Here is a 14803-nt window from a genome sequence, read left to right on the forward strand (position 1 = left end):
CTCGGCGGCCTCCGCCGCCCGGACCGCCGCCTGCCGGTCGCGCAACGTCAGCTCCCGCGTCGCCTCGTCGCCGAGGCCGTCCGCCGAAGCCCGCGGCGTGTCCCGCGGCGCGTCCTGCGGAGTGTCCCGGGCGGCCCGCAGCTCCGTCGTGGCCGCATCCCCGGCAGCCGGGGACCCGGCCCGGTCAGAAGCCGACCCGGCCCGGTCCGAAGCCGTCTCCGCCGCCGCGGCAGCCGCCGCGAGCGCAGCGGCCTGCGCCAGCCGGGCCTCCTCGGCCCGCTGCAGCGCCTCCTCCGCCCGGCGCCGCTGCTCCTCGCGCGCCAGCTCCCGCTGCCGCTGCAGCTCCGCCTGGGCGGCCGCCTCGTCGGCGATCCGCTTGCGCTCGGCGGCCTCCGCCGCCAACCGGGCCTCTTCCTGCGCCCGGCGGCGGGCCTCCTCCTCGGCCCTGCGCTTCGCTTCCTCCTCCGCCCGGCGGCGGGCCTCCTCCTCGGCCTTGCGCCGGGCCTCGGCGGCGACCCGTTCGGCCTCCTCCTTGGCCAGCCGCTCCTGCTCGGCCTGCTCGGCCCGCAGCTGCGCCAGCACCTCCTGGCGCTTGCGCTCGGCGGCCTCCTCCTCGGCCTTCTTACGGGCCTCCTCGGCGGCGCGCCGCTCGGCCTCCTCCTTGGCCAGCCGCTCCCGCTCGGCGCGGGCGGCCTTCTCCTGCTCGGAGAGCGGCAGCTCGCGGTCGAGCCGGTGCCGGACGGCGGTGGTGACGAAGCCGGGGGCCTGACTGCCGTCCACGACCAGGTAGCGCGCCGGGTCGGCGGCCGCGAGGGCGAGGAAGCCGGCCCGGACCCGCTGGTGGAACTCGGTGGGCTCGGATTCCAGCCGGTCGAGCGCCTCGGTGAAGCGCTCCCGGGCCCGGGTCGGGTCGACGTCCAGCACCACGGTGAGGTCGGGCAGCAGCCCGCCGGTCGCCCAGCGGGAGATCCGGGCGACCTCGGTGGCGGCCAGGTCGCGACCGGCGCCCTGGTAGGCGATGGAGGAGTCCATGTACCGGTCGGTGATCACCACGGCGCCGCGGGCGAGGACCGGCCGGATGACGTTCTCGACGTGCTCGGCGCGGTCGGCGGCGTAGATCAGCGCCTCGGCGCGGTGCGACAGGCCGGTGTTGCCGACGTCCAGGACGAGGCCGCGCAGCCGCTGCCCGACCGGGCTGCCGCCGGGCTCGCGGGTGAGCACGACCTCGTGGCCCTTGCCGCGGATCCACTCGGCGAGCGCCTGGGCCTGGGTGGACTTGCCGGCGCCGTCGCCGCCCTCCAGGGCGATGAAGAAGCCGGTGCCAGCGCCCCGGTGCGGCACCGGGCCGCTGCCGCCGCGCACCGCGTCGACCAGGTCCCGGCCGAACGGTACGGTGCCGCGCCGGTCGTCGGTGCGCAGCAGGACGACGGCGGCGAGCACCAGGGTGAGCAGCCCGGAGGTGGCGACGGCGAGGGCACCGCCGCCGTGGATGAAGGTGAAGGAGCCGGGCTCGACGGTGCCGTACTCGACGTCCCCGTAGCCGGCGGCGATCAGCGGGACGACGACCAGCGCGACGGCGACCACGGCCCGCAGCACCGCGTACAGGTGCTCGGTGACCTTGGGCAGCCGGGCCTCCTCGACCTCCTGGGCGAGCAGGTTGCGCCCGGCCGAGACGACGACCCCGGCGGCCAGGCCGGCCAGCACGGTGAGCAGCAGGACCAGCACGAAGTCCAGCACCAGCCCGGCCAGGATCAGCGCGACGCCCTCGGTGAGCAGCGCCAGCGCGAGCAGCCGGCGGCGGGAGAGCGAGGGCAGGGTGGCCCGGGTGAGCCGGGCACCCAGGGCGGGGGCCCCGGCCGCGGCGAGCACGATCAGGCCGTAGCCGATCGGACCGGCCCGGTGCTCGGCGGCGGTGAGCAGCGCCAGCGCGGCGACGCCCGCCATCGAGGCGAAGCCGGCCGCGACGGCGAAGGTGAAGTAGGGGGCGCTGCCGGTGCGGCCCTTGCTCAGGGCGGGCCCGGGGGCGGCGTCGGTGGGGGCGCGCAGGCCGGTCAGCGGCGAGTGCGGGGCGACGGCCACCGGACCGCCGGGCAGCTGCTGGAGGTAGCCGCGGACGGCCGCGGCGGCGAACAGGCCGGCCGCGCCGAGCGCCGCGAAGGTCAGCTGGTGGGCGCGCAGCCAGTCCGAGCCGAGGGCCGCGCCGATGTTGTTGACCAGGGTGAACGCGACCAGGCCGACGGCGCCCAGCGGCACGGTGACCCAGCCGGTGAACCGGTCGATGCTCCGGACGGTGTCCAGGTTGGCGGCGGCCGGCCGCTGCTCGGCGGCCGGGGCGTAGGGGTTGGCCGGCGGCAGCAGGCCGGGGACGGCGGCGGCCTTGGCGATCCCCCGGACCCGCTCGGCGGCACCGGTGAGGAACACGGTGGCGAGCAGCACGTAGGTGGCCGCGCCGGACGGCTTGGAGCCGGAGGAACCCAGCCAGACCGTCCACCAGGGCGCGAGGCCGATCAGCAGGGCGCTCAGCGCGTCGGCGCCGAACAGCGTCCAGCGCCGGTCGAGCTTGCCGGCGACCAGCTGGTGCACCGGCTCCAGCAGCGCCACGCCGACCAGCCCGGTGGCCGCCACCCGGGCGGCGAGGACGGCGGCGGTGGCGAAGGCGAGGCTGCGCGGCAGTTCGCCGAACTGCCCGCCCTGGGCGGCGGCGATCACGGTGAGCGCGAGCAGCACCAGCAGCCCGAGCCGGTCGGCGGTGCCGCCGATCAGCTGGGTGGTCCACAGGCGCCGGTAGGTCCTGGTCCGCAACAGTGCCCGGGCCCGGTCCACGGGGGTTCCGGCGGGCGCGACCTCAGGCAGGTCGGGCCCGGTGGCGCTGGCGGCCGGGGCGGCACTGGGGGTGGGCTGCTCCTCGCTCGTCATACGGTCAGCGTAGCGGTCCGGGCTTTGCCCGATTGAGACGAACGGGGTTCCGGTTCGCCCTCATCACCGGCCTGTGACGATCCCTGCACAGACGCGGACCCCCCACAGCAGCGATCCCCGCACAGCCGCGAACCCACACAGCAGCGAGGAACGTCCGGCACCGCCCGCGGGGCGTCCGCCACGCACCCGAAGGACACCCGGGCACCACCCCGAAGGACACTCGGGCACCACCCCGAACACCCGGGCACCACCCCGAAGGACGTCCGGCACCACCCCGAAGGGCCCCGCACAGACCCCGGGCCCGCACCCCCATCGGGGGCACGGGCCCGGTGCCGCTGTCGCGCACGCCGTCCAGGTGGTCCTGCCGGCGGATCAGCCCTCGTCGGTCGCGGTGGTCTCGGCCGCCGCGGTCTTCTTGGCCGCCGTCTTCTTCGCCGCCGCCGTCTTGGTGGTGGTCTTCTTCGCGGCCGTCTTCTTGGCGGCGGTCTTGGTCGCGGCCGTCTTGGTGGTGGTCGTCTTCTTGGCCGCGGCCTTCTTCGCCGGGGCCTTCTTGGCCACCTTCTTGACCGGTCCGCGCGCCCGCTTCTCGGCGAGCAGCTCGTAGCCGCGCTCCGGCGTGATGGTCTCGACCTCGTCGTCCTTGCGCAGCGTGGCGTTGGTCTCGCCGTCGGTCACGTACGGGCCGAAGCGGCCGTCCTTGACCACCACCGGACGCTCGCTGACCGGGTCGGTGCCCAGCTCCTTGAGCGGCGGGGCGGCGGCGGCCCGGCCGCGCTGCTTGGGCTGGGCGTAGATCGCCAGCGCCTCGTCGAGGGTGATCGTGAAGAGCTGGTCCTCGCTGGTGAGCGAGCGCGAGTCGGTGCCGCGCTTGAGGTACGGGCCGTAGCGGCCGTTCTGCGCGGTGATCTCGGCGCCCTCGGCGTCGGTGCCGACCACGCGCGGCAGCGCGAGCAGCCGCAGCGCGTCCTCCAGGGTGACGGTGTCCAGCGACATCGTCTTGAACAGCGAGGCGGTGCGCGGCTTGACCGCGTTCTTGCCGGTCTTCGGCGTGCCCTCGGGGAGGATCTCGGTCACGTACGGGCCGTAGCGGCCGTCCTTGGCGACCAGCATGTTGCCGCTGACCGGGTCCGGGCCGAGCTCGAAGTCGCCGCTGGGCTTGGCCAGCAGCTCCTCGGCCAGCTCGACGGTCAGCTCGTCCGGCGGCAGGTCGTCCGGGATGTCGGCGCGCCGGCCGGGCTCGCCCTCGACGACGGAGGCGCGCTCGACGTACGGGCCGTAGCGGCCGACCCGCAGGGTGAGGTCGTCGCTGATCCGGAACGAGCTGATCTCCCGGGCGTCGATCGCGCCGAGGTCGGTGACCAGTTCCTTCAGGCCGCCCAGGTGGTCGCCGTCGCCGTTGCCGGCCTCGGCGGCACCGCCGGCCGCGCCCTCGCCCTCGCCGAAGTAGAAGCGCTTCAACCACGGCACGGACTGCGCCTCACCGGCGGCGATCCGGTCGAGGTCGTCCTCCATCCTCGCGGTGAAGTCGTAGTCGACCAGCCGGCCGAAGTGCTTCTCCAGCAGGTTGACCACGGCGAAGGAGAGGAAGGACGGGACGAGCGCCGTGCCCTTCTTGAACACGTACCGGCGCTGGATGATCGTGTCGATGATCGACGCGTAGGTGGAGGGACGGCCGATCTCCCGGTCCTCCAGCTCCTTGACCAGCGAGGCCTCGGTGTAGCGGGCCGGCGGCTTGGTGGCGTGGCCCTCCGGGGTGATCCGCTCGGCGGCCAGCGGGTCGCCCTGGGTGACCTGCGGCAGCCGGCGCTCGCGGTCGTCGAGTTCGGCGTTCGGGTCGTCGGCGCCCTCGACGTAGGCCTTGAGGAAGCCGTGGAAGGTGATGATCTTGCCGGAGGCGGAGAACTCGACGTCCCGGCCGTCGGCGGCGGCGCCACCGACCCGGACGGTGACCGACTGGCCGACCGCGTCCTTCATCTGGGAGGCGACGGTGCGCATCCAGATCAGCTCGTACAGCTTGAAGTCGTCGCCGCTCAGGCCGGTCTCGGCGGGGGTGCGGAAGCGGTCGCCGGAGGGGCGGACGGCCTCGTGCGCCTCCTGGGCGTTCTTGACCTTGCTGGCGTAGGTGCGCGGCGCGTCCGGCAGGTAGTCGGCACCGTAGAGCTGGGTGACCTGCGTGCGGGCCGCGGAGATCGCGGTGTCCGACAGCGTGGTGGAGTCGGTGCGCATATAGGTGATGAAGCCGTTCTCGTACAGCTTCTGGGCCACCTGCATGGTCCGCTTGGCGCCGAAGCCCAGCTTGCGGCTGGCCTCCTGCTGGAGCGTGGTGGTGCGGAACGGCGCGTACGGCGAGCGGCGGTAGGGCTTGGACTCGACGCTGCGGACGCTGAACGCGGTCTGCTCCAGGGCGGCGGCCAGCTGCCGGACGGCCTGCTCGTCCAGGTGCAGGGTGTTGGCGCTGCCGGCCTTGAGCCGGCCGTCCGAGCCGAAGTCGCGGCCGCTGGCGATCCGCTTGCCGTCGACCGAGGCCAGCCGGGCACCGAAGGTCTCCGGGTTGGCGGCGTCGGCCGGGGTGCGGCCGGTGCCGAAGGTGCCGACCAGGTCCCAGTACGAGGCGGTGCGGAAGGCCATCCGCTCGCGCTCGCGCTCGACCACCAGACGGGTCGCCACGGACTGCACCCGGCCCGCCGACAGCTTCGGCATGACCTTCTTCCACAGCACCGGCGAGACCTCGAAGCCGTAGAGGCGGTCGAGGATGCGGCGGGTCTCCTGGGCGTCGACCAGGCGCTGGTTCAGCTCGCGCGGGTTGGCCACCGCCTCCTGGATCGCCGTCTTGGTGATCTCGTGGAACACCATCCGGTGCACCGGCACCTTGGGCTTGAGCACCTGCTGGAGATGCCACGCGATGGCCTCGCCCTCGCGGTCCTCATCGGTGGCGAGGAAGAGCTCGTCGGACTCCGCGAGCAGTGACTTCAACTTGCTGACCTGGGACTTCTTGTCCGCGTTGACCACGTAGATGGGCGCGAAGTCGTGGTCCACGTCCACCCCGAGGCGGCGCACCTCGCCGGTGTACTTGTCCGGCACCTCGGCCGCGGTGCTGGGCAGGTCGCGGATGTGTCCGACGCTCGCCTCGACGATGTAGCCGGGGCCCAGGTAGCCCTTGATCGTCTTCGCCTTGGCCGGCGACTCGACAATGACGAGTCGCTGTCCGTGCGCGGTCTCGCTGCTCGGGGACACCTTCGCTCTTCTCTCCCGGTCCATATGTGGCTGGTCGGCGCCGGCAGCAGGGGCTGCACTCCGCCCGACCCCTCCACCGTCCCGGGGTCGCCGCTTGACGACACCCCACCAGCGGAGTGTGACCGTACCCCGGCCACCCTTGTCAAACGGACGGTTCCCGCTACTTCGCTTGCCGGACTCGCCGACGCCACTCGAACGGTAACCCGATGACGGAGGTTCGCGCCCCGCGGAGGGGGGCTTCGGCAGGTTCCGGAGGATGGAATGACGGATTTCAAGATCTGTCAACGGATAAATCGGCGTGCTTGCGGTATCGCGCTCTCCGGATCGCGCCGCCATGGCCGGCGAAAGCCGGACGGGACCGGCCAGAACGGGAAAGTACCGGACCAAGCAGGACCGAACCGGACGAAACTCAACCGGACGGAACCGAACCGGACCGCCCGACTGCGACTTCAGCGGCCGACCGCCGCCAGCAGCCCGGCGCCCGCCCCCAGACACGCCACGCCCAGGGCGCTCCACAGCAGGTCCACGGCCGCCGCCCGGCCGACCTCCCCCGCCGCCAGCACCGCCCGGCAGGGCCGGTCCGGGTCGTAGCAGACCCGCACCGAGGCACCGGGCGCGAACCGCTCCGGACGGCGCAGCGGAGTGTGCCCGCGCGGCCGGGTGAGCACCAGTTCCGCGATCCGGGCGGCACCGGACCCGCCCACGGCCGGCGGCACGGAGAAGGAGAGCAGCGGCGCGCTGTCGAGCCGGCCGTGCGCGTCGTTCTCGGCGACGACCGTGGCCACCACCGGCACCCCCCGTCGGCGCACCCGGTGGCGAAGGCGCACTTCGGCGGCGCACCAGAGCAGCAGCGCGCCACCGAAGAGGGCGAGCACCAGCCCGCCCACGGTCGCCGTCGTCGTGTCCACCCCTGGCCCCCGGATCCCCGACTCTGTCCACAGCCTGTGGACGGAGCCTCACAGCATCCGACCAACGGCGGACGGCCGGACCAGGACCGCCGGACGAACCACCGGGTACGGGCGGGTGAACCCACGGGTGCCCGCGCGGCGTTCCACCGCACGGGCATCACCGGGCGCTGGTCACCGCGCCGGGTTCAGCGAACGTCTTCATCGCCCCGGGCTCACCCCACCGCGCTCACCGCACCGGGTCGATGAACCCCTGCTCGGTCAGCAGCCGGAGCGACTCCGGCACCCGGTCCCGCAGCACCACCCGGTCCTCGCCCAGCAGGTGCGCGATGGCGTCCACGATCTCGCCCGCCGACAGCGTCCCGTCGCAGACCCCGACGAACCCGGCGCCCACGGTGTCCACCTTGGTGGCCCGCCGCATGCCCCGGTTGTGACGCAGCACCACGTGCTCCGGATCCTCCGCCCCCGGCGCGCCGACCTGCTCCTGGACCACCTCGTCGGCCAGCACGTAACGGGCCGCGAGCAGGCCCGCGTCGTCGTGCGAGCGCAGGAAGTCCTGCCGGTCGAACCACGCGTCGATGTGCGGACCGAGCGGCTGCTCCACCGGGTGCGGCCACTCCTCCACCCGGACGGTCGGACGCTCGGCGCCGCCCGCCCGCAGGGTGATCCAGCCCATCCCGATGCCCTCGATCCGGCCCGCCTCGAAGGCGTCCAACCACTCGCCGTACCGGGCCTGGTAGTCGCCGCCCGGGCCCCGGTGGTCGCCACCGTCACGCAGCCACAACTCGGCGTACTGGGCCACGTCCTGGACCTCGCGCTGGACGATCCAGGCGTCCAGCCCGGTGCCCGCCACCCAGCCGGCCAGCCGCTCCTGCCAGTCCTCGCCCTCCACGTGCTGCCAGTTGGCGAGCAACTGGCAGTAGCCGCCCGGCTCCAGGTGCTCGGCGGCCGAACGCACCAGGCTGCGGCACAGGTCGTCCCCGGCCATGCCGCCGTCCCGGTAGGTGAACCGTCCGGCCGGCGAGATGACGAACGGCGGATTGGAGACGATCAGGTCGAACTTCCGCTCCCCGACCGGCTCGAAGAGGCTCCCGGTGAGCACCTCGGTGTTGTCGAACCCGGACAGCGCCAGGGTCAGTTCGGTGAACCGCAGCGCGCGCGGGTTGAGGTCGGTCGCGGTGACGCTCCCGGCGTGCCGGGCCGCGTGCAGCGCCTGCACGCCGGAGCCCGAACCGAGGTCCAGCGCCGCCCGGACGGGGCGCCGCACGGTGATGTTGGCCAGCGTCGTGGACGCCCCGCCGACCCCCAGCACCAGGTCCTTACGGGCCACCCCGTGCGCGGTCTCGCCGGAGCCGATCCCGCCCGCGCCGCCGACCGCGCAGCCCAGGTCGGAGACCACCCAGGCATCCGAACTGGGCATCCCGGCAACTTCGTTGGCGTACGGCCGGACGTCCACCGTGGCCCGCACCAGATCGCCGTCCGGGCGCAGCCAGCCGTCCGCCAGGCAGTCCTCCACCGGCAGCGCGGCCGCCGCCGCCCGGTACGGCACCGGCTGCTGCAGCAGGAACAGCCGCACCAGGGTCTCCAGCGGGCTGCCGCCACGCGTCGCGCGCAGCGCCGGGACCGCCTCGCTACGGGCCAACGCCGCGTAGCCGGTGGGCCCCAGCAGGTCGAGGCACCCGTCGGCGGTGAACGAGGCGGCCAACAGCGCCTCGCGCAGCTTGGCCAGACGGGTCGGGTCGAGAACGGGGCTACTGATCACCCCGCCATTGTCCCCCGCTCCGCCCCACCCCGGCCCCACCGGCCCGGCAGGGCGGACCAACCGCGCCCCCAGCGCCCGGCGCCCACCTCTTCGTCGGCCCCCACCGGGAGCACGATCCAGCCCCCACGCCCCAGCCCCGACCGACGCGCCCCGCCGGCCGGAAACGGAACATCGGCCCGAGTGGCTCGACCCGAACGGCAGCGCTCACGCGCAGAGGGCCGGGGCCGCTCCTTCGAACGGCCCCGGCCCTCCTGCCACCGTGCTCCTCCCGGCGCCTCCTCCCGGCGCCTCCCCGCCCTCGGTCAGCTCGCGCTCGGCGCCGGGGCGGCCGGGGTCGAGGCCGGGGCCGCCGGGGTGCCGGCGCTGCCCGCCGAGGGGGTGGCCGCCGGGCTCGCGGAGTCCGTCGCACCCGGCGCGGGGGCGCCGCCGGGGGCACCGGCCGAGGCCGAGGCTCCGGCACTCGGAGTGGTACCGGCGCTCGGGGCGGCACCGGCACCCGGGGTGGCCGAGGAACCGCCGGCGCCGGCGCCCGCACCGGCGCCCGGGGTGGCCTGGGAGGGCTTGCACCCCTCCTGCTTGGCCATCGCCGCACCGAGGTCGCCGCGCTGCAGCTTGCTCTGCGCCTGGGTGGACAGCGAGGTCATCTGCTGGAGCTTGTCGGAGACGCTGTGCAGCGCGTCCGCGAACTTCGCCTGGTCGTCGGTGGCCAGCGCGTCCAGCTTCTTCTGGACCTCCTGGTAGCCGTCGGCGGCCTTCTTCAGCTCGTCGACGGTGTCCTTCTGCAGGGCCGCGCCGTTGTCCACCTTGGGCGCACCGGCCGCGTCGATCGCGGCCGCGATGTCCTGGTTGGTCTTGGCCAGTCGCCCGATGTCCGTCGAGAGCCGCTTCTGCAGGTCCGCCGGGGACTCACCGGTCTTCACCTGGGCGGTGTCGGCGAGCGCGGCCTGCGCCTGGGCGATCGGGTCCTTGGCCGCGCCGCAGACGTTCGACGCCCAGGACTCCAGCTGCTTGCTGTTGTCGTCGCCGCCACAGCCGACGGCGCCGAACGCGAGCAGCACGCCGAGGGCGGGTACGGCCAGCAGTCGCTTGTTCACCGGGAGAAGCCTTTCGGTTTCGGTCGTCTTCGGTCGTCGAACCTACACGGCCGTCAGCGGGCGCCCGGTTCCCGGCTGCCCGGCTCCCGTTCCGCCCCACCCCGAACCACCGCCCCGACCCGCCACCCCGAACCACCGCGCCGAGCTCCCACCCCGAACTCCCGCTCCGGGCACCGCGCCCCGGACCGCCGCCCGCACCGCCCCCGACGCCGCTCAGGCCCGCTCGACCCGGATCGGATCGCCCGGCCGAACGGTCCGCAGCACCTGCGCGTCCCCGTCCAGCAGACCGAGGACGTTGCAGGGGCCGGCCAGTCGGCACTCGCCGTCACGCGAGACCGGGGTCGGGCCGTACGGCAGCGCGAGGCTGTCGCCGTCCGTCCAGAACGCGACCGTGCCCGGCTCGACCACCTGCCGGGCGCCGGCCTCCCGCAGCACGCTGACGGGCGTGCCGAAGTAGACCTCCTCGCCCCAGGTTTCGGCCGTCGAACCGATCGGCAACGCTGCCCAGAGCGCCTCGGTGGTGGGGGTGGCCGCCAGCGTGGCGGTGGCCTGCCCGGTCGGCCACAGGATGCGCATCCGCATGTACTTCCTCGTTCCGCGACAGGTCCGATCGAGGATCGGACCCGGTCGTGCCGGAAGCAACGAACCGCCAGGCTCAACAATTTGTCAACGACTGCCCACGGAACGGAACGGAATCCCGGGCGCGGCGCAGGAGCGGCCCTCGGCCGCATGGGACCGCCGAGTCCGCCGAGTCCGCTCGGTGCCGTCAGACCGCGACAGAGGCGACCGAGAGCGGCCAGCTCATCCGGATCACGCCGCCGTCGGTGCCGTTGGCGACCTCCAGGTCCTCCACCAGCCCGGTGATCACGGCGAGGCCCAGGGTGTCCTCGTCCGGGTCGCCGCCCTCGGCGGCGCCGGCGGTCGGGACGGCGGCGGGGCCGGCCTCGTCCTCGACCTCGATGAGGAAACGCTTCTCCTGGTCGGTCAACGCGACCCGTACCGTGCCGCCGATCCCACCACGCTGGTGCAGACCGACCGCGCGGGAGCAGGCCTCACCGACCGCGAGCCGTACCTCGTCGAGCACCGACTCGTCGACCCCGGCCCGTCTGGCGACGGCCGCGGCGACCAACCGGGCCGTCCGCACGTGCTCGGGAAGCGCGCTGAATCGAAGTTCGACGGTTGCCATCTCTCCCCCTCGGGGTGCTCCGACCGGGGCCGGCGATGCGGCCCCGCGGACCGGTTCGACCGGCCCTGAGACGTCCGGGGAGTGCGGGGCCACGCGGGCCCCGCACCCGGACGCGTGGAACGGGCGGGCCGGCCACACGGACCGGCCCGGACGCGTCAGTCGGTCGCGGCGACCGCGTCGTCCACCGAGGTGTGGATCGGGAACACCTTGGTCAGACCGGTGATCCGGAAAATCTTGAGAATGCGCTCCTGGTTGCACACCAGGCGCAGCGAGCCCTCGTGGGCGCGCACTCGCTTCAGACCGCCGACGAGCACGCCGAGGCCGGTCGAGTCGAGGAAATCGACGCCCTCCATGTCGACGACGAGGTGGTACTTGCCGTCGTTGACGAGCTCGACCAGCTGCTCCCGCAGCTTCGGGGCGGTGTACACATCGATCTCGCCGCCAACCTCGACGACCGTACGATCGCCGACTGCACGGGTCGACAGGGACAGGTCCACGGAACCTCCAGCACCTTGCCTTGCTACGTCATGTGCGATCCTCGGCCGGACGGCCGCCACCGCATGGTCGCGAGCCCGAGCGTGCCAAACCAACGCGTGGCAAGCCTCAGCGCTGCGACCCACGGCCATACGGCCGTCACGGCCACATTCAACCACCTGCGACCATGGCCGCACGATGGCTTACGACGATTCTCCGTCACGCCAGTGACACACTGGGTCCTCATGCCGCCCCGACACAGCCTGCCCGAGGCACTGCTCACGACCCTGTCCAACAGTCGGGGGCGGGCCGACCGGCTCACCCATACGGAGCACCTTCCCGCCCGACCTGCGCGTTATTCGCCCTGGCCCGACTCAATCCGACCGGAGATCGTCGCCTCGGCCCTGGACGTCGGCGTGGAACAGCCCTGGGCGCACCAGGCAGAAGCGATGAACCTGGCCAAAAGCGGCCAGACTGTGGTGATCGCCACAGGCACCGCCTCGGGCAAGTCGCTGGGCTACCTGGCACCGGTGCTCAGCGACCTGCTGGACGGCACCGAGGCCCGCAACGGCCGCGGCGCCACCGCGCTCTACCTCGCGCCGACCAAGGCGCTCGCCGCCGACCAGCGCCGCCGCGCCGCCGAACTCGCCCCGCCGAGGGTCCGGGCCGCCCTCTACGACGGCGACACCCCGCCCGAGGAGCGCGAGTGGGTCCGCCAGTACGCCTCCTACGTGCTCACCAACCCCGACATGCTGCACCGGGGCATCCTGCCCGCGCACGCCCGCTGGTCCTCCTTCCTCAAGGTGTTGCGCTACGTGGTCGTCGACGAGTGCCACAGCTACCGGGGCGTGTTCGGCTCACACGTCGCCCAGGTACTGCGGCGGCTGCGCCGCATCTGCGCCCGTTACGGTTCGTCACCCACCTTCCTGCTCGCCTCCGCCACCACCGCCGACCCGGCCGCCACCGCCCGACGGCTGACCGGCCTGCCCGCCGTGGCCGTCACCGAGGACGGCTCGCCGCGCGGACCGATGGTCTTCGGCCTCTGGGAGCCGCCGCTGACCGAGAACGTCGGCGAGCACGGCGCCCCGGTGCGCCGCACCGCCACCGCCGAGGCCGCGCACCTGCTGACCGACCTGGTCGAACGGCAGACCCGGACCGTCGTGTTCGTCCGCTCCCGGCGCGCCGCCGAACTGGTCGCGCTACAGACCCAGGACCAGCTCGGTCGACCGCTCGCCGACCGGGTGGCCGCCTACCGCGGCGGCTACCTCGCCGACGAACGCCGGGCCCTGGAGCGCGATCTGCACTCCGGCCGACTGCTCGGACTCGCCTCCACCTCCGCTCTCGAACTCGGCGTCGACATCTCCGGCCTGGACGCCGTCCTGATGGCCGGCTACCCCGGCACCCGGGCCTCGCTGTGGCAGCAGGCCGGGCGGGCGGGCCGGGAGGCCCAGGGCGCGCTGGCCGTCCTGATCGCCCGGGACGACCCGCTGGACACCTATCTGGTGCACCACCCGGAGGCACTGTTCGCGACGCCCGTCGAGGCCACCGTGCTCGACCCCGACAACCCGCACGTGCTCGCCCCGCACCTGTGCGCGGCCGCGGCCGAACTCCCGCTCACCGATGCCGACCTGGAGCTGTTCGGCCCGTCCACCGCACCGCTGCTGCCGGTGCTGGAACGGCGCGGCCTGTTGCGCCGGCGCACCGACGGCTCCTGGTACTGGACCCGCCGGGAGCGCGCGGCCGACGCCGTCGACCTGCGGGGCAGCGGTGGCAGCCCGGTGCAGATCGTGGAGGCGGACACCGGCCGACTGCTCGGCACGGTGGACGCCGCGGCCGCTCACACCACCGTCCACACCGGGGCCGTCCACCTCCACCAGGGCCGCACCTACCTGGTCCGGGAGCTCGACCTGGAGGACTCGGTCGCCCTGGTCGAACCGGCCGGCCCGCCGTACACCACGGCCGCCCGTGACATCACCTCCATCTCCGTCCTCGACACCGACACCACCGTCCACTGGGGCGAGGGCCGGCTCAGCTTCGGCTCCGTGGAGGTGGTCAACCAGGTGGTCGGCTACCTCCGGAAGCGGATCTCCACCGGGGAGATCATGGGCGAGAGCAAGCTCGACCTCCCGCCCCGTACCCTGCGCACCCGGGCGGTCTGGTGGTCCGTCACCGAGGACCAACTGCTCGACGCGGACCTCCCGCTGGACCGGCTGCCCGGCGCCGCCCACGCCGCCGAGCACGCCTCGATCGGCCTGCTGCCACTGTTCGCCACCTGCGACCGGTGGGACATCGGCGGCGTCTCCGTCCCACTGCACCCCGACACCGGGCTGCCCACCGTGTTCGTCTACGACGGCCACCCGGGCGGGGCCGGCTTCGCCGAACGCGGCTTCCAGCGAGCCGTCCAGTGGCTGACCGCCACCCGCGCGGCGATCGCCGCCTGCGAGTGCGAGCGCGGCTGCCCGTCCTGCGTCCAGTCGCCCAAGTGCGGCAACGGGAACGACCCGCTGGACAAGGCGGCCGCCGTCCGGCTGCTGGACGTCCTGCTGGCCGGGGCACCCGAGGCGGCCTCAACGACAGGCCCTGCGGCAGAGTCCGCGACAGACTCCGCGACGGACTCCGCGGCGGGCTCGGACGGTGGAGCGCCGGCCGCCTCATGAGGCCACCCCCTCCTCGGCGACCGCCGCGTCCTCCGCGCCGCCCCGCACCGCGCCGAGACCGTCCTCCGCCGTGCTGACCGGTGCCCGGACCGGTCCGGCCCGGGCCCTCGCCCGCGCCGGACCGACCGGCAGTCGCAGCGGGAGACCGCCGACCGGCACCTCGGCCACCACCTCGACGGCATCCGCCGAGCGGTCCACCGCGCAGGACACCAGCCCGGCGCCCTGCGCCGCAGCGATCCCAGCGGCCCGACCGCAGCCGCCGTCCGGGTCCAGCAGCAGCCGGTCCGCGGCCGCGAGGGCCGCCAGGTCCGCGGCCGACTCGGCCCGGTGACGGGCGGCGACCACCGCGCCGACCGCGATGGTCGCGGCGAAGACCACCGTGCCCAGCATCGCCAGGGCGAGCAGCCAGACCGTCGCCGAACCCGCGTCCGCCGCGTACCCGTTCCCGCCGGGCGCGGCGGCCCGGGCGGCGCGAACTCGCGCGGCCCACCGAGCCGCCCACCGAGCGCCGGTCAGACGGGCCACGGGCCGCCACCTCCCTCCGTGCGGCCGCCCAGCACGTCCTCCCGCGCGGC

The 14803-nt window shown here is 74.3% G+C and carries 10 protein-coding genes; 1 reads left to right on the top strand and 9 read right to left on the bottom strand.

Annotation, left to right across the window (positions count from 1 at the left end; translation table 11 throughout):
* The 8 genes from tmk to bldG all read right to left on the bottom strand — a co-directional run.
* Positions 1 to 2916 (bottom strand): dTMP kinase (gene tmk, locus BG452_RS47080; protein ID WP_188305069.1); only part of this gene is annotated, 2916 nt, incomplete at its 3' end.
* A gap of 372 nt (positions 2917 to 3288) precedes the next feature.
* A complete protein-coding gene (gene topA / locus BG452_RS16560) occupies positions 3289 to 6150 on the bottom strand; it encodes a type I DNA topoisomerase (RefSeq protein ID WP_188305070.1) in 2862 nt (953 codons plus the stop codon).
* 449 nt (positions 6151 to 6599) lie between these two features.
* Positions 6600 to 7058 carry a DUF3592 domain-containing protein gene (locus BG452_RS16565; RefSeq protein WP_188305071.1) on the bottom strand — a complete coding sequence of 153 codons (459 nt, stop codon included), beginning with the start codon at positions 7056 to 7058 and terminating at the stop codon, positions 6600 to 6602.
* A gap of 226 nt (positions 7059 to 7284) precedes the next feature.
* Positions 7285 to 8817, bottom strand: a complete 1533-nt coding sequence (locus BG452_RS16570; RefSeq protein WP_188305072.1) for a methyltransferase — start codon at positions 8815 to 8817, stop codon at positions 7285 to 7287.
* A gap of 302 nt (positions 8818 to 9119) precedes the next feature.
* Positions 9120 to 9911, bottom strand: coding sequence for a hypothetical protein (locus BG452_RS16575; protein ID WP_188305073.1), 792 nt, complete (start codon positions 9909 to 9911; stop codon positions 9120 to 9122).
* Between the two features lie 213 nt (positions 9912 to 10124).
* Positions 10125 to 10493 (bottom strand): cyclophilin-like fold protein, encoded by a 369-nt coding sequence (locus BG452_RS16580; protein ID WP_188305074.1) that lies wholly within the window; start codon positions 10491 to 10493, stop codon positions 10125 to 10127.
* A gap of 184 nt (positions 10494 to 10677) precedes the next feature.
* Positions 10678 to 11097, bottom strand: coding sequence for an ATP-binding protein (locus BG452_RS16585; RefSeq protein ID WP_188305075.1), 420 nt, complete (start codon positions 11095 to 11097; stop codon positions 10678 to 10680).
* A gap of 155 nt (positions 11098 to 11252) precedes the next feature.
* Entirely contained in the window at positions 11253 to 11594 is a 342-nt protein-coding gene (gene bldG, locus BG452_RS16590; RefSeq protein WP_188305076.1) for an anti-sigma factor antagonist BldG, read from the bottom strand.
* A 222-nt stretch (positions 11595 to 11816) separates the two neighbouring features.
* Between bldG and BG452_RS16595 the strand changes: the two genes are divergently transcribed.
* On the top strand, positions 11817 to 14228 hold the full coding sequence (locus tag BG452_RS16595) for a DEAD/DEAH box helicase (RefSeq protein WP_188305077.1): 2412 nt from the start codon (positions 11817 to 11819) through the stop codon (positions 14226 to 14228).
* On the opposite strand, the gene BG452_RS16600 is transcribed toward BG452_RS16595, so the two are convergent.
* Positions 14223 to 14753 (bottom strand): Rv3654c family TadE-like protein, encoded by a 531-nt coding sequence (locus BG452_RS16600; RefSeq protein WP_317621080.1) that lies wholly within the window; start codon positions 14751 to 14753, stop codon positions 14223 to 14225. The two genes, BG452_RS16595 and BG452_RS16600, sit on opposite strands and share 6 nt — an antisense overlap.
* Between the last annotated feature and the right edge of the window lie 50 nt (positions 14754 to 14803).

This window comes from Streptomyces sp. CBMA123 (assembly GCF_014596465.1).
In the GTDB taxonomy this organism is placed as follows: domain Bacteria; phylum Actinomycetota; class Actinomycetes; order Streptomycetales; family Streptomycetaceae; genus Kitasatospora.